A 22319-nucleotide genomic window follows, 5' to 3' on the forward strand; every position below is an offset into this window, starting at 1 on the left:
TTGACATCAAAAGCCCCTACAGCATCCATCCGTAAGGGCAGCTAAAATACGATAAAAACAATTATTTATTTTTTAAGAAAGCCTGAGACCAAGCCCAATACTTGCTGAATGTCGGCATTTGCTTCAGTTTTACTGGTTTGTTCACCTTGTGGTGTTAAAGCATCTATAATTTGCGGTAATACCGAAGAAATTGCACTATAAACATCTTGCTTTGGCATTTGAGTTTCTTGTGCAACTTGCTCAACTTCTTGGTCATCAAAAAGACTTTGAACTTGCTGTGGATTAACAGCCAAGTTATCACCTTCGCCCGTAGATACCCAATCATCAACTTGACTGCTAAAGCCTTGCCCTCTGAGTTTATCCAAAGCACCTTGCAGACCGCCTTGCTTTTGAATCCATGCAAGCACCAATGGCAATACCGCAATTAATAAAGATGATGCTTTAGAACCGCCCACACCAGCAGTTGACTGTTGACCTGCACCTAGCTGACCTAAGACAGACCCAAGAATGCCTCCCAGCCCACCTTGTGTATTGCTTTGCTGATTAGTCGCACCACCCAATTGACCAAGCACAGAGCCTAAAATACCGCCCAAGCCACCTGCACCTGAGTTAGTATTTTGCTGGTTGTTTGCCCCGCCTAATGCCTGCTTTGCTAGAATTTCCACGATATTACTTAAATTTGTCATGTTTATAATCCAAATAAAATTATCACTACAGCATACGACGCTTTTATTTCATACATTGTTGATCTTTGTTAATTTTATTTAGCCTACTAACAGAGTCATAATTTTACCAACGGAACTTATTCCAGTTTTCTGGGTTTGCCCAAAATTTTGAATTAAACCAATCTGGTACATGCTTATAGGTCAAAATATTAAACTGCCATAACGCAAAATCACTTTCATGAGTAGTCTTGTCAATTAATTGCGTAAAACCCAAAGCGCGAAGCATTTTTTCATCTTGTAAACGACTGACCACCACAATCCGCTTTGCCATTAAATCGCGTAGTTTGACTAAAATTTGGCTTTTTTGCGTTTCACTTACACCCAGCCATTCCTCTGTATCGAGTAAGACAAATCCCAAGTCAAAACGTTGGGTAAAAGGCAGACTTAAAAAGTCAGTTACGTTAAAATATTGCCAAGAAATTAAATGATCATGACCGTATTGCTCAATATTCTGACCAATACATAATGCAGTTGAAATGGGCTGTTCGGTGGATAAATCGTCTAGCATTGAAGTGATGACATTCTGTTCAGCCATTTACTGCATCCTTAGTTTAAAGTGAGTATTTTGTATGGAACTACAAGGCATTTGCCATAAAATGCATGCAGGCCTTAAAGACCTTAGTGTAACTGATCAACATATACACAAGGCAAATGTTGAATACAAATTCATATTAGATCGTTCAGATATTGAGCTTCCATTCAGTATTGGTCAAGAAATTGAACTTGAATGGACAGGTAAAATCTATTGTGTTTCTTGCGGTTCAAAAACACCAAAGTCCTATTCACAGGGTCATTGCTTTAAATGCTTTAAAACCAAAGCGTCTTGTGACATGTGTATTATGAAACCAGAAACATGCCATTACCATCTAGGAACTTGCCGTGAAGACAGCTTTGCGCACGACGTCTGCTTTCAACCCCATATCGTCTATTTGGCCAATTCAAGCGCGCTTAAAGTAGGTATTACACGTTTGGGCCAAATGCCAACGCGTTGGCTAGATCAAGGTGCAACCCAAGCACTCCCAATTATGAAAGTCGGGTCACGTCGCTTATCTGGCCAACTGGAAATCATGTTTGGTACGCAAGTCGCTGACAAAACAGATTGGCGTAAACTCCTTAAGGGCGAAGCTGATCCAATTGATTTAATTGGTATTCGTGAACAATTACTCGAAGAATTTGCGCCTAAAATTCAAATCATTCGCGATGAGTTTAGTCAAAAACTTGAATTCAATGAAGGAATTGAAGTTTTAGAAAATGAAAAACCACGCCAGTTTATCTACCCTGTTGAGCAATATCCTGAAAAAGTGAAGTCTCATAATCTAGATAAAACACCTATTGTCCGTGGCAAATTGCACGGCATTAAAGGCCAATACCTGATTATGGATACAGGTGTGATTAATATTCGTAAATATACAGGTTATGAACTTAAAGTGCGTGCCGAATAATAAAAGTGTAATTCGTTAGAAAAAAGCAGGATCGTATCCTGCTTTTTTTTATTTGCTATGTGCACCCTATTTAAATACTGAACTTCAACAGATCTAAATTAGCTTAGGCTATTTAACTGTGTTTAAAAATTTCAAATACGGCTGTGCCACCAATTGCTCTGCCTCTAAGATCGGCATGTGACCCACTCCATTTAAAATTAAAGGTGCTTCACTCTTTTTAAATAAGCCATGTAACTCCTGTGCAACCTCAACATTAATTACTTGATCATTTCGCCCCCAAATAATCATCACAGGTGCATCAATCATTCGTGTCGCCATGGCAAAAGATTCTGGCGTATAGAGTTTTGACATTTCCACCAAAGTCGAAACCATTTTATGGGTATTTTTAGACTGCGCAATCATAAGCTTTTCTTGCGCCACCTTTAACTCTTGTGGAATAAACGGAGGCGCTTGCATGGCAATGTTCATCAATCGATCAAAATCACCAGGCTTTTCTACCACAATATTCCTTAATTGTTCTGGGTTTTTAAGATAGGCCGTATTGGCTGACTTATACACGCCTGCAGCATCTACCAAAAGTAATGATTTAACTTCTGTTGGGTATTGAGCCGCATATAACATTGCAATAGCACCTCCCATTGAATGGCCAGCAAGATGCAAGTTTGGGTCAAATTTTGCTGCATCTGCAAAACGACGCAACTTTTCAGTTAAGTTTGGAATGGATAAATCAAAATTTTCTGGCGTTTTGGTTTCACCATGCGCAGGTAGGTCTGGAATAATCACATGATAATAAGGTGTAAAATAACGTGCGATACGATTCCAATTATCTCGTGTACCAGACAGTCCATGTAACAATAATAAGGTTGGCTTAGAACGACTCCCGCCTTCACTATAGCGCCATTCAACCTCACCCACTTTTAGAGTTTTACTTTCTAGTCCTGCCCAAGTGCGTTCTTGCTGTAAAATATTTTGAAAATTAATTTCAGCTGCATTTAATAAACCACTGATGAAAAACAGCAGCAAAGCACTCAAATAAGCCTTCATAGCCTTGATCTCCATTTCAATATTTTCCACGTTTTCTTCTATATTTGATTTATTCGTATCCTCCATAAAAAAGCATTTGCCCAAAAGTCGCTATCCGACCAAAATCAGCCACAAAAAAAACCAGCTCAAAAGCTGGTTTAGTCACATTTTACTAGCCAATCCAATTGTTTTGTTGGAGTCCGTCATCAAGTAAATTTGACGTCGTTGCAGTATGCAACGGAATACTTTGAGAGTGTACGGAGCTCGTCGCTACTGCATGATCCGCATAAAGCACATCCTCTTGATGGGCTGTTAAAAGTGCCGATAAATCTACGCTTGTCGCAACATCATCTGAATATGTGGGTGCTTCACTACTGTTAGCGTTTTCTGCTAAAAGTAAAATGTCGGTGATTTGCACTTCGGTTTCATTTTCAAAAAAAGCCAATTTTGCAACTTGAATTTCAGCTGAACGTACACCCTGCTCATTTTCAGTCACAATTGAAGCAAAACCACCGTGTTTGATGGGATTATCCATAGCCCACTGGCCAGATGCATCACTATATGTTACGTACTCTTGCGCATTTACAATTACAATCACTTTATGCTGGGCAGATGCTGTACCCGATAAAATATCGCCATTTACCATTACCTGAGGAATTTCTGGCATTTGCGGTATTTCAGGCATTAAAATTGCCAGACCAATCTGCTCAGATTGAAGCCCGCTGTCACTTTCAGCATAGAGCATTAAACTGCCACCATTGATAATTGGATTTTCAATGCTCCAATGGCCATCCGCATCAGTTGGTATACGATACTCCACACCCTCAGCATGAATCACAATCGTTACATTTGCATCTGCAGTCCCACTTAAATACGCGCCTTGCTCCAAAATTACAGGCACAGCAGGTGCCGTTACAATTTCAGGTGCTGGAATCACAGCAATGCTAATCTCTTCTGAGCGCAAGCCAAATGAATTTACAGCATAAAGCGTTAAACTGCCCCCATTGATCATTGGGTTTTCGATATTCCAGTTGCCATGCGCATCTGCCCGAACACGATATTCTACATCAGTTGCCACAAGCACGACGGTTGCATAAGGATCTGCAGTCCCAACCAAATAGGCTTGGCTTTCAATTATTTCTGGCGTTGTTGGAGTTAATTGTATTTGCAATGCGCTCAGGAAGTTTTTATACAATGCAAATAAATCAATCAAATTGAATTGTGCTGGCTCAATCAGATTGAACTTATTTATTTTCATTTTCTATTCCCCCAAATATATTCAGTATTTATAAATGCAATTTTTTACGCATCAGCAGACTAACATGCATTTTATAAAACTTTGAAATATAAATAAAAAAACCAGCCCTTAGGCTAGTTTTTTACATGAAGCTGATCACATTTTATTTAATTTTGGCATGTGCCTTCAAATAACGAGTGTAATCATCAAACTCTTGCTGACCGCGAAGTTGTTGATACAACTTCTGTAGCTCTGTCACTTGTTCAGCTGGAATTGCACTCACATTTTTATTCACATTTGTTACCGCAACCACCACCAATTCATTTGGCATACTAGCTGTCGTTACAGACCAAAAACCTGCTTTTGGCGCAGCCACACTAAATGCGGCGCGCTGCAAGTCACGTTTTAGTAGACCATCTGCACGTGTAAATGTGCCTGCATTTTCAAAGCTCAAACCTGTTTTAACAACATCTGCTACTGGTTTTGTTTTGAATTCATTTAATACAGTTTGAATTTTAGCTTTTACAGCATCATACGCTTTTTGTTCAATCAGTTTAGCTTTAACCAAAGGCTTAACAGCATTTAAAGACTGCTCACCAGCTTGATGATAATCACGTACTTTCAACCAAACAACATCGCCATTACTTAACTGAATGCTACTCGAAACGTTACGATCACCGTTTTTCACATCATCATTAAAGATTTTAGATTTTGTCGCATTTTCGCTTAAAACCGGATGACGCGAAGCTAAAGTTAAACCTTTAACAGTTTGAACTGATACGCCTTTAACGTCTTGCGAAATCACATCAAGTGCATCACTACTTACCACTTGGTCATTTAACGTATTGACCGTATCAGCAAAAGCATTGGCTTTTTTAGCAACAAGTAATTCTTCTGCTAAACGTGCTTTTTGTGTTTCAAATGCAGGTACACTTGCAACCGCACCTTCAACTTCAATTAAGTGATAACCAAATTTCGTTTTTACAGGTGCAGAAACTTGACCTACTTTTGCAGTTGCAACAGTTTGATCAAAGGTATCACCATAAGCGCCCTTACTATATACAGCAAGCTTACCGCCTTGTGCTTTAGACGCAGGATCTTCCGAGAACTGTGCTGCCGCTTTATCAAAGCTTAAACCTGCTTTAATTTTGTCAGCTACAGATACAGCCAAAGCTTTTGCTTCAGCATCTGTACGATCACCTGCTGTAATCAAAATATGCTTCACAATTGGCTGAGCATCTTTTTTCAGTTTTTCAGCATAATCATTATACGCTTGCTGTAATTCAGCTTCACTTGGCGCTGTATTTACTGCTGGTAAATTAGCAGGGCTCAAAACAACAAAATCAACATCAGCAGAAGTTGGCTGTTTAAACTGAGCTTTATGTTTTTCAAAATAAGCTGCAATTTCAGCATCAGTCACTTTAACTGCTTTTTTGTATTCATCTAAATGAATGCTCGCCAACTGAATGCTGCGCTGTTCAGTTTGTAAATTTGCAATTTGTTGGATATCAACCTTACTGACCAATGGATTATCAGTAAAAGTCGTCGATAGCATTTTAAGTGCATGATCTTGACGTAAATTGTCTAAAAATTGACGATTCGTCATACCAATAGAAGCCAAATATTTAGCAAACATCTCATCCGAAAACACACCATTTTCTTGGAAACTTGGCTGTTGATGAATCATTTGGATTAATTGCTGATCACTTAAGCTAATACCCAATTTTTCAGCTTGTTGTAATAGTAACTGACGTGAAATCAGTGTATCCATCGCTTTATTGTTGATGAAATCTAAATTTAAAAGAGTTTCATCACCATTTACGTACGCTAAATACTGATCTTTAAATGATTTCGTGACATTTTCTAATTCTTTTTGCGAAATGTCTGTTCCATTTACGGATTTCACAGCATCTTTTGACCCGCCACTAAAATAACCCTCAATACCAACCAATGCTAAAGGGGTTAAAAACAAAACGAGCAAAACTTTGCCTAGCCAGCCCTTGATGACTTTGCGAAAAGATTCCATAAGTAATCCAATATTTTATTTGCGACTGATTCTAACTGAAAACCAAAGTTGAATGAATGTGTTGAGCGAATAAATCACATTTATCCATAAAAAAACGCGCCAAAGAGGCGCGTTTAGTAGATTAGTAACTTACGCTACTGAATCTTTCAAGCCTTTACCAGCTTTAAAGCTTGGTACTTTGCTTGCTTTAATTTCTAAAGTTGCACCAGTTTGTGGGTTACGGCCAGTACGTGCTGCACGCTCTTTCACATTGAAAGTACCGAAACCAACTAAAGTTACTGTATCGCCAGCTTTTAGCGCTTCAGTGATCGAAGCAATTGTCGCATCCAAAGCTTTACCTGCGTCAGCCTTAGATAATCCCCCTTTTTCTGCAATTGCATCAATTAATTCTGATTTATTCATGAAAATTACGTCCTCTTAATATCGTTTATTTAAGGTCCAGAAAATAGTTTATTTCGCCATAGCGCCTTTATAGCAATGCTTTGGGGGTAAAGGCAATACTTCTGATCCTCTTTTTTTGCAAAATAAGAGAGAAAAAATCCTTGATAAATAAATAATGTGGATCGTACTCTTATTTTTTCTTTAATTGATCTTTTATTTGAGCCTGCTCTTCTGCCAAAGCATCAACTTTTGCATGTAATTGTAAAAGAAGCTTTTCTAAATGCTGTAAATCCTTTGGAGTAATTAAGCCGAGTCGGTTTAAAGAGTGATTAACGCTATTGTCGAGCAGTTTTTCAACTTTATCTTTTGTATCTGTTACGGACTCTTTGGCTTTCTCTGAAACTTTCTCTACGGTTTGGTCAGCAATTTCAGTGGTTTTAGATTCTAGCTCTTCCCCCACCTTGACTAAAGAGTCAAATAACTTATTTCCCTCTTCCTCAGCACGTGAAAAAGCACCTAAACCAGCGAGCCAAATTTGCTTGGTATACTTACGAAAATCGAGTACTGATTTACGGCTAGAATGCCTCGTTCGCTTAGTCTCAACACTATTTTGCTCAGCTTGCTCGTCGTGCTTTTCTTCTTCTATATTTATTTGATCCATCTATCAGGACGCTCCTAGCTATTTTATATGCAATTGTATACAGCAAATTGCAATTTCATACCATATTAACAAACTTAGTACTTGATAGATTTGCTAAACTGTTCTACAAAGCAACTTAATTCACGTGTTTTTGTTACACCTGAAAGATTTAACAAGCAGGATGCTTTCTTCAGGTAAGGATTGATTATTTATGAGTGATGCGCAACAGAGAAAAGATCAAACTCATCTGCTCCTCACAATGACTCTAATTGTTTTAGAAACAGTTTTCTCTTTTATTTTAAAACATGACCGCGTTGTGGCACTTCAAGCTAAAAAGTTTGTAGACCAAAAAATTGCGATTAAAATCAATAGTTACATTCCTTACTTTGATTTTTATGTGCAATTTTCAGACCATGGTATTTTGTTTGATGAAAAAGCACCTGAAAAAGCTGTTGATCTTGATGTCCGCACCACCCTCATGGATTTAATCAAAATTTTTATTTTTGGTAATCGTCGTAGCATTAAAGGGATGCGCATTGATGGCGATATCGTATTAAAAGACGAATTTCGTGATTTGCTTTCATTATTTAGCCTACCAAAACTACTTTCAGATTGGAAACACTGGCTTTCTGAAGCACCAAATGACCAAGATATTACTGCGTCTAAAAAGCGTATCGCACCGCTTTTAGAAAAAATTGATCAACAACGATCTAAAATCAACACATTACAAGTTGAAGTAAAACAATATAAAAATCGAATTAAACGTATTGAGCGTCGTCAAAAGCGGATTAATTTAATCTTTACAATGATTACTGTTCTATTAATCGTGTTACTAGTGTATAATGTTTGGCCTGCTTAACTGCATAATTTTGCAGTAAAAATAAAACCATTCAACTGTACTTAAAAAAACTTGACTATTTTAGTCAGGATTCTTAAAATCTACACATCTAGTCTAAACATGTGTATCGAATCATGCGCTTAACAACTCGCGGTCGTTACGCAGTGACTGCTCTACTTGATCTAGCTTTGCAGCCAACTGAACAAACGATCACTCTTGCAGAAATTGCGGCTCGCCAGACAATTTCAGTTGCATATTTAGAGCAGCTATTTGCGAAATTAAAACGCCACGGCTTAGTTTCTAGTATTCGCGGTGCAAACGGCGGTTATCACCTAGCTCGTAGTGCTGAAGAAATCACAGTTTTAGAAATCATTGAAGCTGTAAACGAAACTGTTGATGCAACACGTTGTGACCATAAAGGCAACTGTCAAAATGGTGCAATGTGCTTAACTCACGACTTATGGCAAGAACTCTCCCACCACATTGCCGATTATCTCGCAAAAATCACACTTGCAGACCTTGTAGCTCGTGACAACGTACAAACCGTTGCCATTCGCCAAAATTCTTCAAACTTTGATTCAGCTCTTCTATCGGTTACAGGTATTTGACATGAAACGTCCTATTTATCTTGATTATGCAGCAACAACTCCTGTAGACCCTCAAGTTGCTGAACGTATGATGGAGTGCCTAACATTTGATGGCACTTTCGGTAATGCTGCTTCTCGCTCGCACGCTTACGGCTGGCAAGCAGAAGAAAAAGTTGAATACGCACGTGAACAAGTTGCAAATCTTGTTAAAGCTGATCCACGTGAAATCGTATGGACTTCTGGTGCAACTGAGTCTGACAACCTTGCACTTAAAGGTGTTGCTCAATTCTATGCATCTAAAGGCAAACATATCATTACCTCTAAAATTGAACATAAAGCAATTTTAGATACATGCCGTGAGCTTGAAGAAGAAGGCTTTGAAATCACTTACCTTGAACCAGAAGCAAAAACAGGTCTAATTACACCTGAAATGGTTCAAGCCGCACTTCGCCCAGATACAATTCTTGTTTCACTTATGATGGTAAACAACGAAATTGGTACTGTGACTGACGTTGCTGCAATTGGTGAATTAACTCGCGCAAATAAAACTTACTTCCACGTTGATGCTGCTCAAGCAGCAGGTAAAGTCGAAATTGATCTTTCAACTTTAAAAGTGGACTTGATGAGTTTTTCTGCGCACAAAATTTATGGCCCTAAAGGTATTGGTGCTTTATTTGTACGTCGTTCACCGCGTGTACGCGTAAAAGCACAAATGCATGGTGGCGGTCATGAACGTGGTATGCGTTCTGGTACTCTAGCGACTCACCAAATCGTGGGTATGGGTGAAGCATTTGAACTTGCTGGCAAAAACTTGCAAGCAGAACAAACTCGCCTACGCGTACTTCGTGACAAGCTTTGGAATGGCTTACAAGGTTTAGAACAAGTGTTCTTAAACGGTCATCCAGAACACAACGTAGCAAACTATCTAAACGTAAGCTTCAACTTTGTTGAAGGTGAATCGTTAATGATGTCATTGAAAGACGCAGCTGTATCTTCTGGTTCAGCATGTACTTCAGCAACATTAGAACCTTCATACGTTCTACGTGCTTTAGGTCTTTCAGACGAATTAGCACACAGCTCTATCCGCTTCAGCTTTGGTAAATACACAACTGAAGAAGATATTGATCACGTGTTACAAGTAACTATCGCTGCTGTTGAGAAATTGCGTGAGCTTTCTCCACTTTGGGATATGTACAAAGAAGGTATCGACCTTTCTACTGTTGAATGGGCTGAACACTGATTCACCCTCGTGAGATAGCTTTTAATTAAAGGCTATCTCATTGATTAATGTTATTTCACCCCCATATTAAATCTTAAAGGCTGACCCCGAGGTTTGGAGAAGCATCATGGCTTATAGCGAAAAAGTAATTGATCATTACGAAAACCCTCGTAATGTTGGTGTTTTAGACAAAAACGCTGAAAATGTTGGTACTGGCATGGTTGGTGCTCCAGCATGTGGCGACGTTATGCGTCTACAAATTCAAGTTGATGATAACGGCGTGATTGAAGAAGCACGTTTCAAAACTTATGGTTGTGGTTCTGCAATTGCATCTAGCTCTTTAGTAACTGAATGGCTAAAAGGCAAAACCTTAGATGAAGCTCAAGCGATCAAAAACATCGACATCGCAACTGAACTTGCACTACCACCAGTAAAAGTACACTGTTCTGTACTTGCTGAAGATGCCATTAAAGCTGCTGTAGAAGACTACCGTAGCAAAAAAACAAAAGCTTAATTTTCTAAGTTTTTGAAATAGATATCACGGAGTTTTCATGATCCACTTAACTGAAAATGCGGCTGCTCATATTAGCAATTACCTAAAAAATCGTGGTAAAGGTGAAGGCATTCGCGTTGGCGTGAAAACTTCAGGCTGTTCAGGTTTGGCTTATGTTCTTGAGTTTGTTGATGAAACAAATGAACATGACCAAGTCTTTGAACAGTTTGGCGTTAAAGTTTTTACAGACCCAAAAAGCCTAGTTTATCTCGAAGGTTTAGAGATGGATTATGTTAAAAATGGCCTGAATGAAGGCTTCGAATTTAACAACCCAAATAAAAAAGGTGAATGTGGTTGCGGTGAATCTTTCACTGTTTAATCTTAGCTTTATGCCTTCTTTATGCATTAAAACAGTGTAAAATCACTGTTTTAATTGCATTTAATGCAACATTTTTTTGCACATCAATCGCGGAATACATCTCCCATGAATCATTTTGAGCTGTTCAATCTGCCCGCAGCACTCGATATCGATTTAGCAGCTTTAAAAGCGCAATTCCTGAGTTTGCAGCAACAATTCCATCCAGACAAAGCCGAAGATAAAGACCAAGCATTGATTCAATCTAGTGAAATCAACCAAGCTTATAAAGTCTTATCTCAAGTAGATAGTCGCGCAGCGTATTTACTCAGCCTAAAAAAACAAGACTATCATCTTGATCAATCCATCAGTGATTTTGAGTTTTTACAAGATGCAATGGAAATTCGTGAGCAACTGGACGATGCGCAAGGCTCAGAAGATCTAAAATCTTTACGTGTTGAAGTGCAACAATGGATGGATGGTTTAGTTCGCGAATTCAAAATTGACTACGCCGATGAAGATTGGGGCGAAGCTCGCGATACTGTTCGTAAGTTGCGCTTTTTCCAAAAAGTCATGGCTGATATCGAAAGAGCTGATGATCGCTTCTTAGATGATGACAGTTTTGATTTAGATGATGATTTTTAATTTTTTTATATTTAACGTTCAAAGGATGTAACACATGGCTCTCTTGCAAATTGCAGAACCTGGTCAATCAAGTGCACCGCATGAACACCGTATTGCAATTGGTATTGATTTAGGCACAACGCATTCTCTCGTTGCCTCTGTACTTTCAGGTAAAGCAAAAGTGCTACAAGACGAACACAGTCGCGTGTTACTTCCGTCTATTGTTCACTATGCTACAGATTCAACTGTGTATGGTGATGACGCCAAAGCATACTTAACGACAGATCCTAAAAATACGATTGTCTCTGTAAAACGCTTTATGGGGCGTTCAAAAGCGGATATTAAATTTCAACACCCTTATGCATTAGTGGGTGAAGACAATCAAATGCCTGCATTTGAAACAGCACAAGGTCGTAAAACCCCTGTTGAAATTTCGGCAGAAATTTTAAAACAACTTAAAGACCGTGCTGAAGCAAGTTTACAAAATCCAATTAATGGCGCAGTAATTACTGTTCCGGCTTATTTTGATGAAGCACAACGTCAAGCAACACGTGATGCAGCACAACTTGCAGGCCTCAATGTATTACGCTTACTTAACGAACCCACAGCAGCCGCTGTCGCTTATGGCCTAGATCAAGAATCAAACCTTGCGCAAGACCAAAACTATGTCATTTATGACTTAGGTGGTGGTACGTTCGACGTTTCAATTTTACGTTTTTCTCAAGGTGTATTTGAAGTACTTGCAACAGGTGGTCACACAGCCCTGGGTGGTGATGACTTAGACCGCTTGATTGTTAAATGGGCAAAAAAACAGCTAAATATTGATACACTTGATGATGCAGAATACGCACATTTTGTTGTTGCAGCACGCAAAGCAAAAGAAGCACTCACTGACGCACCATCGGCAGAACTGCAATTACTCGAACAAAAACTTCTACTTGACCGTGCTAACTTTGAAAGCATCATTCAAGTTGCGCTCGATAAAACGATGAGTGTTTGTAAACGCGTATTACGCGATGCCAAACTAGAACTTGACGATATTCACAGTGTGGTATTGGTGGGTGGTTCAACTCGTTCATACGCTGTACAAGATGCCGTACGTAATCTGTTCCAAAAAGAACCGCTATGTACCATCAACCCAGATGAAGTTGTAGCAATTGGTGCATCGATTACTGCCAATCAGTTGATTGGTAACACCAAAGATGGCTCTTTACTATTAGATGTAACCCCTCTTTCACTTGGTCTAGAAACCATGGGTGGTTTGGTAGAACGTTTAATTTCTCGTAATACTGCCATTCCTGTTGCACGTCGCCAAGAATTTACGACCTATCAAGATGGCCAAACCGCCATGTTGATTCATGTATTACAAGGTGAACGTGATTTGGTCGAGCATTGCCGTAGCTTAGGGCGCTTTGTGCTTCGTGGTATTCCACCAATGACTGCAGGTCAAGCACGCATTGAAGTGACTTTCCAAGTGGATGCAGATGGCCTACTCACGGTTTCTGCCAAAGAAACTACATCCGGTGTACACGCTCAAATTGATATCAAGCCATCTTATGGTTTATCCGATACAGATACAGAGCGTCTACTTCTTGATGGTTTCAAGTTTGCTGAAGAAGATAAGCATCTGCGCCATTTGCATGAAACTAAGATTGAAGCACAACGCGAATTAGAAGCACTTACTCAAGCGCTTAAAGTAGATCAACAGCTGTTAGCTACTCCTGACTTAGATGCGCTCCTACTCGCAAAACAAGCACTAGAAACACAACTTGAATCAAATGAGATTCAAGCTATTGAACACGCCGTAGAACAGCTTAAAATACATAGTGATGCCTTTGCGGCTGCACGTATGAATCAACATATTGATACTGCGCTTAAAGGTACAAAGCTCGACGACTGGTCAAACTCAAATTAATTTACAGGTTAAGACTATGCCACGTATTAAAGTATTGCCTCATGCAACAATTTGCCCAAATGGCGCTGAGTTTGAAGTTGAGTCAAATGCAAACCTATGCCAAAGCCTTTTAGACAATGGCATTAAAATTGAACATGCTTGCGATATGTCTAAAGCATGTACAACTTGCCATGTTGTTGTTCGTAAAGGCTTTGATGGGCTTGAAGAAATGGATGACATTGAAGCCGACTTGCTCGACCGCGCTTGGGGCTTAGAGCCAGATTCACGCCTATCTTGCCAAGTTAAAATTGAAAATGATGATTTGGAAGTTGAAATTCCGAAATACACCATTAACCACGCATCTGAAAATCACTAAGTTATCGATAACTTAGTCACTTCAGAATCGCATAAAAAAGACCGCAAAAGCGGTCTTTTTTAGTTTAAGAATCTACTTATTTATTGTGTGATTTCAGACGAAATGAGCTCAGTGAACTCACACCTTTCAACTATGGGTTTCTATTTTTTCAATTTCTTCAATCACTTCGTCTTCAAGATTGAGTTTCACAATCCCTTCTGAGTTTGTCATTTTTTGTTGTGTTTGAATTCGCTTGATCATTTTTTCAAGTACATGGATGAGCTCAGGATACTCAAAATTTTGTACTTCATCTAAATTTAACAGTAAATGGAAGCCTTTATATTCATAATCAAACCAGCGTTGATAATCCACTTTCTGCGAAGTATAACGCTCCATCACCTGCCATGTCCGTACTGGACCTTGAATCCCTTTCAAGTAAATTGGCGCTTTAGGTGCACAGAGATAATCATTTTTAATCAGCTTATGCGTATCGTCAGAAATTAAAATTTCATCAACTTCTGCTGCACTTTGCAAACGCGCCGCTAAGTTTGCATCACGCCCGACAATCGTATATGCCATGCGATGTGCCGCACCATAGTTTCCTACGTGGCAATATCCTGTGGAAATACCCATACGGATATGCAACGGCGGATAACCCATTTTGATCCAGCGCTCACGAAGCAATTTCATTTGCTGACGCATAACCATCGCCATTTCCAAACATACTTTGGCATCTTGCTCCACACCTTGACTGTGTGGATCACCAAAAAAGATAAGAATTGCATCACCCATGAACTTATCGACAGTTGCTTCATATTGCTTCGCAATTTCAGTCATGTGACTTAAATAATCGTTGAGCAAGAAGGCTAAATCGTCTGGAATCAGTGTTTCTGATAGTTCAGTAAAGCCTTGAATATCCGAAAAGAAAATGGTCATTTTCTTACGCTTATATTCAATTTTAGCTTCAGACTCGCCTTTCATAATCGATTGCCACAGTTGTACTGGCGCATAACGACTGAGCTGATTCGCAAACTCCATATAGCGATTCATCTGATCATAATAATGATTCTTTTTATTGGCCATATATTGAACTTGGGACATTTGGTAATAACTGCCCACGCCAAAATAGGTAATCAAACATAAGAAACCAACGACCGTCAGTTCACTACTGGTGTTATCAAAGTACTCGTGAAAATCAAATATAAAGATGGTGCATAAATAAAAAACTGAAATCCCAATCAGACTGGCCAAAGACACCATCAAAAAGGAAATTTTGTTATTTATTGCTGTATATAGTAGTGCAAAAAGCGCTAAAAATGACAGCACCAAATTAAGATGTACTGCCGATAACATCACCGAAATAATAATAATATCGATGATAAAAAGCACATTCCGGTTAACTTTATTGTTAAAACGATAAATCAACCAATGCGAAAATTTTGGCGTAATTAAAAGTACAACAAGTAAGAAAAACGGAATGTAAATTTGATAATGCGTATCGGGTTGAGTGTAATGATAGACAATGGTCACCAATGACAGCATCAAGTATCCCATCAAGCGATGTAGATACTCGAACTGTCTTGGTTCTTTATTAATCCATTCGTCTAACAATGCCACTCAGTTACTCCTTGCGGACATAGATAGCCACATTTTCCTTAATTTAGAAATGTGGTGTTCAATCCATACGCCAATCAAATGGCATATCACCTTGACCACGCAATGCCAACATTAGGGTTTGACGCATGTGAGCAAGTACTTCATTGCTGTAAGGTACAGCTGGTGTGCCCCAAACTGGTTTAGGCCATGCCACATCATTTTGGTAACGTACAACATGATGGAAATGTAGTTGTGGAACCATATTACCTAATGCGGCCACGTTCATTTTATCTGCGCGAAATACGCGAGATAACTGGCTAGACAACCAGCTTGATTCTCGTAGGAATTGTTCCTGGTCTGCTTGGCTCAGCTCATATAATTCTGTGATGCCTGGAACACGCGGTATAAGAATTAACCACGGAAATTGCATATCATTCATCAAACGACATGTTGACAGTGGAAAGTCGCCTACATAAAACGTATCTTGAGCAAGTTGTGGATGTAAACTAAACATATCTTTATAAATGATGCAAAAATTAGAATGATGGCTAATACTATCACATCCTATTGGGTGTGAAAATTACAGGCTATGTGTTTCAGTACAAATAACTTTGATTTGCTTTGAAGCAAGTCACATTTTTAACTTTAATAAATTTCTCCAAAAAATCAAGTATTTCTTTGTACATACAAATATCATACTCGCATTTTTTGAAGAATATTCATATAAATATTTTAATGTATCTGTGATCAATTTAGCTCTTTCAACAAACTGTCCAGTAAATCGTTTATAAACTGGATGCGCTTTTCAAATTCCTCTAACATCACCATCACTTTTAAGCGTTGCCCACCTTCCATACGGAAGAAAGTCGGATGCTTTTGCATCATTTGAATAATGCTCATCGCTTGTACAGGCGTATCAGGCGCAAACTCAATATGCCCGCCATGTCCACCAATATCAATTTTGGTAATACCTAACTGCTCTGCTTTCAAACGAACTTGATGTACTGCAAATAGTTGCTTGACTGGCTGAGGTGGAAGACCAAAACGATCAATCAACTCCATACGAATATTATCCAGTTTTTCACGAGAGTCGGTGTTACTAATACGCTTATAAAACAATAAGCGCTGATGGACATCACCTAAATATTCATCCGGTATAAGTGCTGGCATGTGTAGGGAAATTTCAGCAGTAAGTGATAACGGTGCATCAAAGTTGGGGGTCTTACCTTTTTGAATGGCTTTGGTCGCTTTTTCTAGCATTTCCATATACAAGCTATAACCTATGGCTTGCATTGAACCACTCTGCTGTTCGCCCAATAATTCACCTGCACCACGGATTTCCAAATCCTCAGTGGCCAGCATAAAGCCCGCACCTAAATTAGCGGCACGACTAATGGCATCTAAACGCTTTTCAGCATCTCCCTTAAGGCCTTTAATCGAAGGCACCATTAAATAAGCATAAGCTTGATGATGCGAACGACCTACACGGCCACGTAATTGGTGTAATTGGGCTAAACCCAGCTTGTCTGCACGTTCAATTAAAATCGTATTGGCATTTGGAACATCAATACCTGTCTCAATAATGGTTGAGCACACTAATACGTTATATTCTTTATGATAGAACTGTTGCATGACCTGCTCCAATTCACGCTCACGCATTTGACCATGTGCAACTGCAACACGCGCTTCAGGAACCAAATTACGAATCGCCTCTGCACAGCGTTCAATCGTATCCACTTCATTATGCAGAAAATACACCTGACCACCGCGTAGCAATTCACGCAAAATCGCTTCTTTAATTGCATCATCTGTATGGTCTTGCACAAAAGTTTTTACCGCTAAACGTCGAGCAGGCGGCGTCGCAATAATGGATAAATCACGCATACCACTAAATGCCATATTCAGCGTTCTAGGAATTGGCGTAGCAGTCAGAGTCAGCATGTCTACATCTGCCCGCATTGCTTTGATGCGCTCTTTATCGCGCACCCCAAAACGGTGCTCTTCATCCACAATCATGAGACCCAATTGCTGGAATTGCACATTTTCTTGCAAAATTTTATGCGTACCAATCACAATATCAACTTTGCCTTCGGCTAAGTCTTCTATAGTTTTAGTATGTGTTTTGGATGAACCAAAACGCGACAATACTTCTATTCGCACAGGCCAATCTGCAAAACGGTCTTTGAATGACTCATAATGCTGTTGAGCGAGCAATGTAGTCGGAACTAGTACCGCAACTTGTTTATTATTTTGGACCGCAACAAAAGCTGCCCGCATCGCCACTTCAGTTTTACCAAAACCAACGTCACCACAGACCAATCGATCCATAGGTTTTGCCAGTTGCATGTCGTGTAAGGTTGCCTCAATTGCATTGGCCTGATCGAGTGTTTCTTCATAAGCAAAACCACTGGCAAACTGCATATACATACTGTGATCCAACTCAAATCCAAAACCAGGCTTAGCTTGGCGACGTGCTTGAATATGGAGCAACTCTGCAGCTACATCATGTATTTGCTCTAATGCTTTACGTTTTGCTTTGCTCCACGTATCCGTTCCCAGCTTATGTAATGGCGCCAAATCTGGGTCACCACCACTATAACGGCTGATCAAATGCAAGTTAATTACGGGCACATACACTTTGGCCGCATCGGCATAATCAAGCTGCAAAAATTCATGGTCTTGATTATCAATACTCAGTGTAACCAGCCCTGCATAACGTCCAACACCATGATCAATATGTACAACAGGCGCACCAATATTCAGCTCAGTTAAGCTACGAATTAAAAACTCTTCAGAAACTTCTTGCTGGCGTTTACGTCGGCGTTGTACAACGCGATGCTCATAAAGCTGATTTTCCGAAATCACACTGAGCTTATCTGTCAGTAATAAACCGCGTTCCAAAGGTGCATTGGTTATTGCGACAGCATGCATCGATGTCACAAAATCTTCAAAGCCTTCTACAGTTGGAATATTGCCAAGACTTGGACGTAGCGCATCCTTTAAAGTTTCACGTCGGCCTGCACTTTCTGCCACCAATAAAACAGGATGATTGGCATGGTCAATATAATTTTTAACTTCCATAAAAGGCTTTTCACGTTTTGGATCTACAGCTAAACGCGGGGGAGCTTCTGCAATAATATTGACCACACCAGCTTTGTCATCAAACACATCTTGCGAAGCAATGACACGACCAAAATGGTTGAGTTGCTCAAACACTTGGTTAGGCGATAAAAAGAGATGCTCTGGCGCTAAAATGGGTTGATCTACATTATGTCGACGATCTTCATAACGACGTTGTACTTCAGTCCAAAATTGGATTAAGCCATCATCCAAATGCGAATCTGTAATGACAATGCCATTCTTTGGTAAGTACGATGTTAGACTAGATTGTGTCTGAATCGCTTCTGCACTAAAAAATAAAGGAAAATAAAACTCAAGCCCTGGTGATGCGATCCCGTCCAACACATCTTGATAGATTGCATTCTTCTTAGGATTAGCCGTTGGAAATTGTTCTGCATAACGATCACGAAATACAGCACGACCTTCTTTTAATGGAAATTCTTTTGCAGGAAGTACAGTAAAGTTTTTTAAAGTTTCTGTGGTGCGCTGAGTTTCTGGATCAAAGAATTTGAGTGTATCGACCTCATCATCAAATAAATCAATACGAATTGGGGAGTTTTGCCCAGACGCATAAATATCCATAATACTGCCACGCACAGCAAACTCACCATGATCATAAACCGTATCGACCAAGTGATAGCCTGCTTGAACTAAGCGTGTTTTTTGTTTTTCTAAGTCAAATTTTTGACCGACTTGAATATCAAAATGTTCGCCTAAAACCCAAGAGCTTGGTGCAACTCGCTGCGCCAAGGTGGATGCTGAAATTAATAGCACCCCAGAATTTGGCATATTGGACAATATTGCTAAACGCTCTGAAACAATATCTTGATGTGGCGACAAGCGATCATAAGGGAGAATTTCCCAATCTGGGAAAATCGTTGGTTTTATGCCATAGAATTCAAGCTCGCTTTCCAACTGCCCCAAATGCTGATTATTACGCGCAACAATAACAAACAGTTGCTTATTATTCTGTTGTGCGATTTCTTTAAAAAGCAGACCCGTCGCAGAGCCCTGCAAATTGCCAATCCAGCGCTTTTCGCCTGCTTTAAGCTGTTTTAAATTAAGTTGAGTAATTTCTTGTTGGAACATGTATATAGCTTTAGCGTCTAAACAACATGGCTGTTATTTTAACACGATGCATTTCAACATGATGTGTTTTATCGCATTGCTTTACATGCCTTTACAACTGAATATAAGTCCGCTTTATCTTAGCGACCCTTTTTATTATGCTCGCGTAAAAAGTTACGATAGTATTCACTAAGTACTCGTATTAATTGTTTAAATTCCTGCAAGTTTTTGGCAGTGTTCCCGAGCTCAGTATTAAAATTCTGACGGGCAATTTCTAAGTCAATTTTTTCATTAATAATCATGCCTGCATTGTAGACGGCCGCCAAATCATTAAATGAACTCACGCGACGATTAGAAAAGTAATTTAATCTTGCTGATAGCACTTCATTCAACACCACGCCCGCAACTATATATCCCTGTGTTTCATCGTATTGTATTTGATGCTGTTCTTTAAAAAGTTGCTCTGCCGTAGGCTCAGAGCTTTTAAACAAGGCAGTGAGTTTATTCAACATATTGGTTTGTCCAAGAATGACATTTTGGATATTCTAAAATGTTTTAGCTATTCGCGTGACCTTATCCTGACAATCTCTTCAGTAAAAGCCGAGAAAATAACCAAATTTTCATTAAACACATGGCCGAGTACAATTATACTTACCCAATGATGCAGACGCGTATAAAATAAGGATGCAAAAGCCACCACTTCATGCATATTTAAAGTGATGGCCTGATAAATTTTAAACCTCTTTCATAAATCATTTTTTGATTTTTGAAAGAACGCTATTCAATAGCTAAAGCGATGCCATACAGTTTCTATTACAGAATATTAGCATATAGCAGTATTAAGAAACTGCAGCTAAATCAATGAGGCCAGATTCCACTTCGGACACTAAATTGCTAAATGCAAAAATTTCATCCAATTGTGCTTGGCTAAGTAAATTACGCTCCAGTACCACTTGCTGAATGGTTTTATTTTCTGCAATACATTGCTTACCAATTTCATCACATTTAGCATGCCCTAAAATAGGGTCTAATAAAGTAACGATACCCACACTGCGCATGACCGCATCATAACAAGCCTGCTCATTCGCTTGAATGCCTTGAATACACTTCGTATCTAAGGTTTCAATTGCACGGCATAGCAAATCAATCGATTCATTCATAGATACAGCAATCACAGGCTCCATAACATTTAACTGCAACTGACCCGCTTCAGCAGCCATAGTGACAGCCAAATCATTGCCAATGACTTTAAAAGCAATTTGATTCACAACTTCTGGAATCACAGGATTAATTTTTGCAGGCATAATAGACGAGCCGGCTTGTAGCTCAGGCAACCGAATTTCTGCAAGACCTGTACGTGGTCCAGAACTGAGTAGGCGTAAATCATTACAAATTTTTGAAAGCTTAACTGCCAAACGCTTTAATGTACTCGACAATATAATAAATACACCGCAGTCACTGGTTGCTTCAACATAATCTTCTGCCCCAACCAGAGGCAAACCAGTAATCTTTTTAAGCGCTTGCACTGTTTCATGCGCATAACCTTTAGGCGTATTTACCCCTGTACCAATGGCAGTAGCACCCAAGTTAATTTCTAACAATAACTGACGGGTATTATTAATTAACTTCATATCCTCTTTTAATAAAGTCGCAAAAGCACGAAATTCTTGCCCCAAAGTCATTGGAACAGCATCTTGCAATTGTGTACGCCCCATTTTCACCACATATTGGAACTCTTTTGCCTTGGCTTGAATACTCGCAACAATTTGCTGTAACACTGCCAATAATTGTTCTAACTGATAAAAAACAGCCAAACGCAAAGCTGTCGGATAGACATCATTGGTAGATTGCGATTTATTCACATGATCATTCGGGTGGATATGTGCATATTCACCTTTGTTAAAACCACATTTTTCCAAGGCAATGTTTGCAATGACTTCGTTGCAATTCATATTAATTGAAGTGCCTGCGCCACCTTGATAGACATCTAGTGGAAATGACGCGCTCCACTGCGCAGGTTGTTCAATCAATTGATCACATGCGAATTGAATTGCTTCACTCAGCTCATGACTGATTTTGGAAAATTTAAAGTTGGTTTGTGCGGATGCTTTTTTCACTTGCGCCAAAGCACGAATGAAAGGGAGATTTTCACCGACTTTGCTAGAAGAGATCTGGAAGTTTTCCAGCGCTCTTAATGTATGAATACCATAGTAGCTTTCTGCTGAAACTTCTTTTTGTCCCAACAAATCGTGCTCTATTCTTGTTTTAACTACCTGAACCATTGCCACAATAAATACTCTTTATGAAATGCACTAAAAGTGTGCAATTTCCATACTATAAGGATGGCTTAGTTAAACCACAGACGTTTTACTTCATTATGAAACATATTATTACAATTGTTTGTTTTAGGTAATCTATGTAAAGTTATGTAAATTAATTCTCATCCCTCTAAAACCTTTGCCTTTATTTTCAAAAATATAGCCAATTGATAAAAAATCAGCTCACAAAAATCGGCAGATTTAAACCCAAAATAACACGAGTGACGCATCAAAATAAAAAAATTCACCTTTATTCACTTTGTAACCAAAATTACAATAAGTTTCACAAAGTTATAATAAAACTCACCGAAATGTAACAGAGCGTAAATTTTAAATTGTGTTTGAATCAGCACCTCGGTGATATCGAGCAAAAATTCA

At 39.1% G+C, this 22319-nt stretch carries 21 protein-coding genes; 9 read left to right on the plus strand and 12 right to left on the minus strand.

The features are described from left to right. Positions 1–65: 65 nt before the first annotated feature. Together C9E88_RS09490 and C9E88_RS09495 are read right to left on the minus strand one after the other, a co-directional pair. Positions 66–686, minus strand: a complete 621-nt coding sequence (locus C9E88_RS09490; protein ID WP_106984763.1) for a YidB family protein — start codon at positions 684–686, stop codon at positions 66–68. A gap of 103 nt (positions 687–789) precedes the next feature. Next, a complete protein-coding gene (locus C9E88_RS09495) occupies positions 790–1260 on the minus strand; it encodes a DUF6231 family protein (protein WP_106984764.1) in 471 nt (156 codons plus the stop codon). A gap of 34 nt (positions 1261–1294) precedes the next feature. On the opposite strand from C9E88_RS09495, the gene C9E88_RS09500 reads away from it, so the two are divergent. Continuing rightward, positions 1295–2167, plus strand: a complete 873-nt coding sequence (locus tag C9E88_RS09500; protein WP_106984765.1) for a DUF2797 domain-containing protein — start codon at positions 1295–1297, stop codon at positions 2165–2167. A 108-nt stretch (positions 2168–2275) separates the two neighbouring features. On the opposite strand, the gene C9E88_RS09505 is transcribed toward C9E88_RS09500, so the two are convergent. From C9E88_RS09505 to C9E88_RS09525, 5 genes are all read right to left on the minus strand, one after another. After that, positions 2276–3211, minus strand: coding sequence for an alpha/beta fold hydrolase (locus C9E88_RS09505; protein ID WP_227865942.1), 936 nt, complete (start codon positions 3209–3211; stop codon positions 2276–2278). A 151-nt stretch (positions 3212–3362) separates the two neighbouring features. Next, complete coding sequence (locus C9E88_RS09510; RefSeq protein ID WP_106984766.1) at positions 3363–4448, minus strand: hypothetical protein; 1086 nt, start codon at positions 4446–4448, stop codon at positions 3363–3365. A gap of 142 nt (positions 4449–4590) precedes the next feature. Continuing rightward, positions 4591–6453, minus strand: a complete 1863-nt coding sequence (locus C9E88_RS09515; protein WP_106984767.1) for a SurA N-terminal domain-containing protein — start codon at positions 6451–6453, stop codon at positions 4591–4593. Positions 6454–6582: 129 nt separating this feature from the next. Beyond that, the gene (locus tag C9E88_RS09520) at positions 6583–6855 is read right to left on the minus strand and encodes an HU family DNA-binding protein (RefSeq protein ID WP_106984768.1); all 273 of its coding nucleotides are present in this window, start codon (positions 6853–6855) and stop codon (positions 6583–6585) included. A gap of 169 nt (positions 6856–7024) precedes the next feature. Next, positions 7025–7495, minus strand: a complete 471-nt coding sequence (locus C9E88_RS09525; protein ID WP_106984769.1) for a phasin family protein — start codon at positions 7493–7495, stop codon at positions 7025–7027. Between the two features lie 190 nt (positions 7496–7685). Here C9E88_RS09525 and C9E88_RS09530 point away from each other — a divergent pair, with 190 nt between their 5' ends. From C9E88_RS09530 to fdx, 8 genes are all read left to right on the plus strand, one after another. Continuing rightward, positions 7686–8333 carry a hypothetical protein gene (locus C9E88_RS09530; protein WP_106984770.1) on the plus strand — a complete coding sequence of 216 codons (648 nt, stop codon included), beginning with the start codon at positions 7686–7688 and terminating at the stop codon, positions 8331–8333. Positions 8334–8446: 113 nt separating this feature from the next. Then, positions 8447–8920, plus strand: a complete 474-nt coding sequence (locus C9E88_RS09535; protein ID WP_106984839.1) for an Rrf2 family transcriptional regulator — start codon at positions 8447–8449, stop codon at positions 8918–8920. Between the two features lies 1 nt (position 8921). After that, positions 8922–10139, plus strand: coding sequence for an IscS subfamily cysteine desulfurase (locus C9E88_RS09540; RefSeq protein WP_106984771.1), 1218 nt, complete (start codon positions 8922–8924; stop codon positions 10137–10139). A 106-nt stretch (positions 10140–10245) separates the two neighbouring features. Next, positions 10246–10632 carry a Fe-S cluster assembly scaffold IscU gene (gene iscU, locus C9E88_RS09545; protein WP_005010233.1) on the plus strand — a complete coding sequence of 129 codons (387 nt, stop codon included), beginning with the start codon at positions 10246–10248 and terminating at the stop codon, positions 10630–10632. Between the two features lie 37 nt (positions 10633–10669). After that, positions 10670–10990 (plus strand): iron-sulfur cluster assembly protein IscA, encoded by a 321-nt coding sequence (gene iscA, locus C9E88_RS09550; RefSeq protein WP_106984772.1) that lies wholly within the window; start codon positions 10670–10672, stop codon positions 10988–10990. Positions 10991–11095: 105 nt separating this feature from the next. Beyond that, complete coding sequence (hscB, locus tag C9E88_RS09555) at positions 11096–11611, plus strand: Fe-S protein assembly co-chaperone HscB (protein WP_106984773.1); 516 nt, start codon at positions 11096–11098, stop codon at positions 11609–11611. A 34-nt stretch (positions 11612–11645) separates the two neighbouring features. After that, positions 11646–13505, plus strand: coding sequence for a Fe-S protein assembly chaperone HscA (gene hscA / locus C9E88_RS09560; protein WP_106984774.1), 1860 nt, complete (start codon positions 11646–11648; stop codon positions 13503–13505). A gap of 16 nt (positions 13506–13521) precedes the next feature. Continuing rightward, on the plus strand, positions 13522–13860 hold the full coding sequence (gene fdx, locus C9E88_RS09565) for an ISC system 2Fe-2S type ferredoxin (protein ID WP_106984775.1): 339 nt from the start codon (positions 13522–13524) through the stop codon (positions 13858–13860). A 126-nt stretch (positions 13861–13986) separates the two neighbouring features. Here fdx and C9E88_RS09570 read toward each other — a convergent pair whose 3' ends face one another. The 5 genes from C9E88_RS09570 to aspA all read right to left on the minus strand — a co-directional run bounded on the left by C9E88_RS09570 (position 13987) and on the right by aspA (position 21905). After that, the gene (locus C9E88_RS09570) at positions 13987–15393 is read right to left on the minus strand and encodes an adenylate/guanylate cyclase domain-containing protein (RefSeq protein ID WP_106984840.1); all 1407 of its coding nucleotides are present in this window, start codon (positions 15391–15393) and stop codon (positions 13987–13989) included. 121 nt (positions 15394–15514) lie between these two features. Beyond that, on the minus strand, positions 15515–15949 hold the full coding sequence (locus C9E88_RS09575) for an HIT domain-containing protein (protein WP_106984776.1): 435 nt from the start codon (positions 15947–15949) through the stop codon (positions 15515–15517). A 233-nt stretch (positions 15950–16182) separates the two neighbouring features. After that, on the minus strand, positions 16183–19644 hold the full coding sequence (mfd, locus tag C9E88_RS09580) for a transcription-repair coupling factor (protein ID WP_106984777.1): 3462 nt from the start codon (positions 19642–19644) through the stop codon (positions 16183–16185). 119 nt (positions 19645–19763) lie between these two features. Further along, positions 19764–20135: a hypothetical protein gene (locus tag C9E88_RS09585; RefSeq protein WP_106984778.1), complete on the minus strand. Its 372-nt coding sequence runs from the start codon at positions 20133–20135 to the stop codon at positions 19764–19766. Positions 20136–20462: 327 nt separating this feature from the next. Next, a complete protein-coding gene (gene aspA, locus C9E88_RS09590; protein WP_106984779.1) occupies positions 20463–21905 on the minus strand; it encodes an aspartate ammonia-lyase in 1443 nt (480 codons plus the stop codon). Positions 21906–22319 lie beyond the last annotated feature (414 nt).

The organism is Acinetobacter cumulans, assembly GCF_003024525.3.
GTDB classification, from domain to species: domain Bacteria; phylum Pseudomonadota; class Gammaproteobacteria; order Pseudomonadales; family Moraxellaceae; genus Acinetobacter; species Acinetobacter cumulans.

Bases quoted from the DNA above. Each gene is read 5' to 3' on its own strand.
- C9E88_RS09520 (WP_106984768.1), bottom strand. From the start codon at position 6,855: ATGAATAAATCAGAATTAATTGATGCAATTGCAGAAAAAGGGGGATTA.
- C9E88_RS09510 (WP_106984766.1), bottom strand. From the start codon at position 4,448: ATGAAAATAAATAAGTTCAATCTGATTGAGCCAGCACAATTCAATTTG.
- C9E88_RS09525 (WP_106984769.1), bottom strand. From the start codon at position 7,495: ATGGATCAAATAAATATAGAAGAAGAAAAGCACGACGAGCAAGCTGAG.
- C9E88_RS09500 (WP_106984765.1), top strand. From the start codon at position 1,295: ATGGAACTACAAGGCATTTGCCATAAAATGCATGCAGGCCTTAAAGAC.
- C9E88_RS09505 (WP_227865942.1), bottom strand. From the start codon at position 3,211: ATGAAGGCTTATTTGAGTGCTTTGCTGCTGTTTTTCATCAGTGGTTTA.
- C9E88_RS09540 (WP_106984771.1), top strand. From the start codon at position 8,922: ATGAAACGTCCTATTTATCTTGATTATGCAGCAACAACTCCTGTAGAC.
- C9E88_RS09575 (WP_106984776.1), bottom strand. From the start codon at position 15,949: ATGTTTAGTTTACATCCACAACTTGCTCAAGATACGTTTTATGTAGGC.
- C9E88_RS09535 (WP_106984839.1), top strand. From the start codon at position 8,447: ATGCGCTTAACAACTCGCGGTCGTTACGCAGTGACTGCTCTACTTGAT.
- fdx (WP_106984775.1), top strand. From the start codon at position 13,522: ATGCCACGTATTAAAGTATTGCCTCATGCAACAATTTGCCCAAATGGC.
- C9E88_RS09490 (WP_106984763.1), bottom strand. From the start codon at position 686: ATGACAAATTTAAGTAATATCGTGGAAATTCTAGCAAAGCAGGCATTA.
- hscA (WP_106984774.1), top strand. From the start codon at position 11,646: ATGGCTCTCTTGCAAATTGCAGAACCTGGTCAATCAAGTGCACCGCAT.
- hscB (WP_106984773.1), top strand. From the start codon at position 11,096: ATGAATCATTTTGAGCTGTTCAATCTGCCCGCAGCACTCGATATCGAT.
- iscU (WP_005010233.1), top strand. From the start codon at position 10,246: ATGGCTTATAGCGAAAAAGTAATTGATCATTACGAAAACCCTCGTAAT.
- mfd (WP_106984777.1), bottom strand. From the start codon at position 19,644: ATGTTCCAACAAGAAATTACTCAACTTAATTTAAAACAGCTTAAAGCA.
- iscA (WP_106984772.1), top strand. From the start codon at position 10,670: ATGATCCACTTAACTGAAAATGCGGCTGCTCATATTAGCAATTACCTA.
- aspA (WP_106984779.1), bottom strand. From the start codon at position 21,905: ATGGTTCAGGTAGTTAAAACAAGAATAGAGCACGATTTGTTGGGACAA.
- C9E88_RS09570 (WP_106984840.1), bottom strand. From the start codon at position 15,393: ATGGGATACTTGATGCTGTCATTGGTGACCATTGTCTATCATTACACT.
- C9E88_RS09515 (WP_106984767.1), bottom strand. From the start codon at position 6,453: ATGGAATCTTTTCGCAAAGTCATCAAGGGCTGGCTAGGCAAAGTTTTG.
- C9E88_RS09495 (WP_106984764.1), bottom strand. From the start codon at position 1,260: ATGGCTGAACAGAATGTCATCACTTCAATGCTAGACGATTTATCCACC.
- C9E88_RS09585 (WP_106984778.1), bottom strand. From the start codon at position 20,135: ATGTTGAATAAACTCACTGCCTTGTTTAAAAGCTCTGAGCCTACGGCA.
- C9E88_RS09530 (WP_106984770.1), top strand. From the start codon at position 7,686: ATGAGTGATGCGCAACAGAGAAAAGATCAAACTCATCTGCTCCTCACA.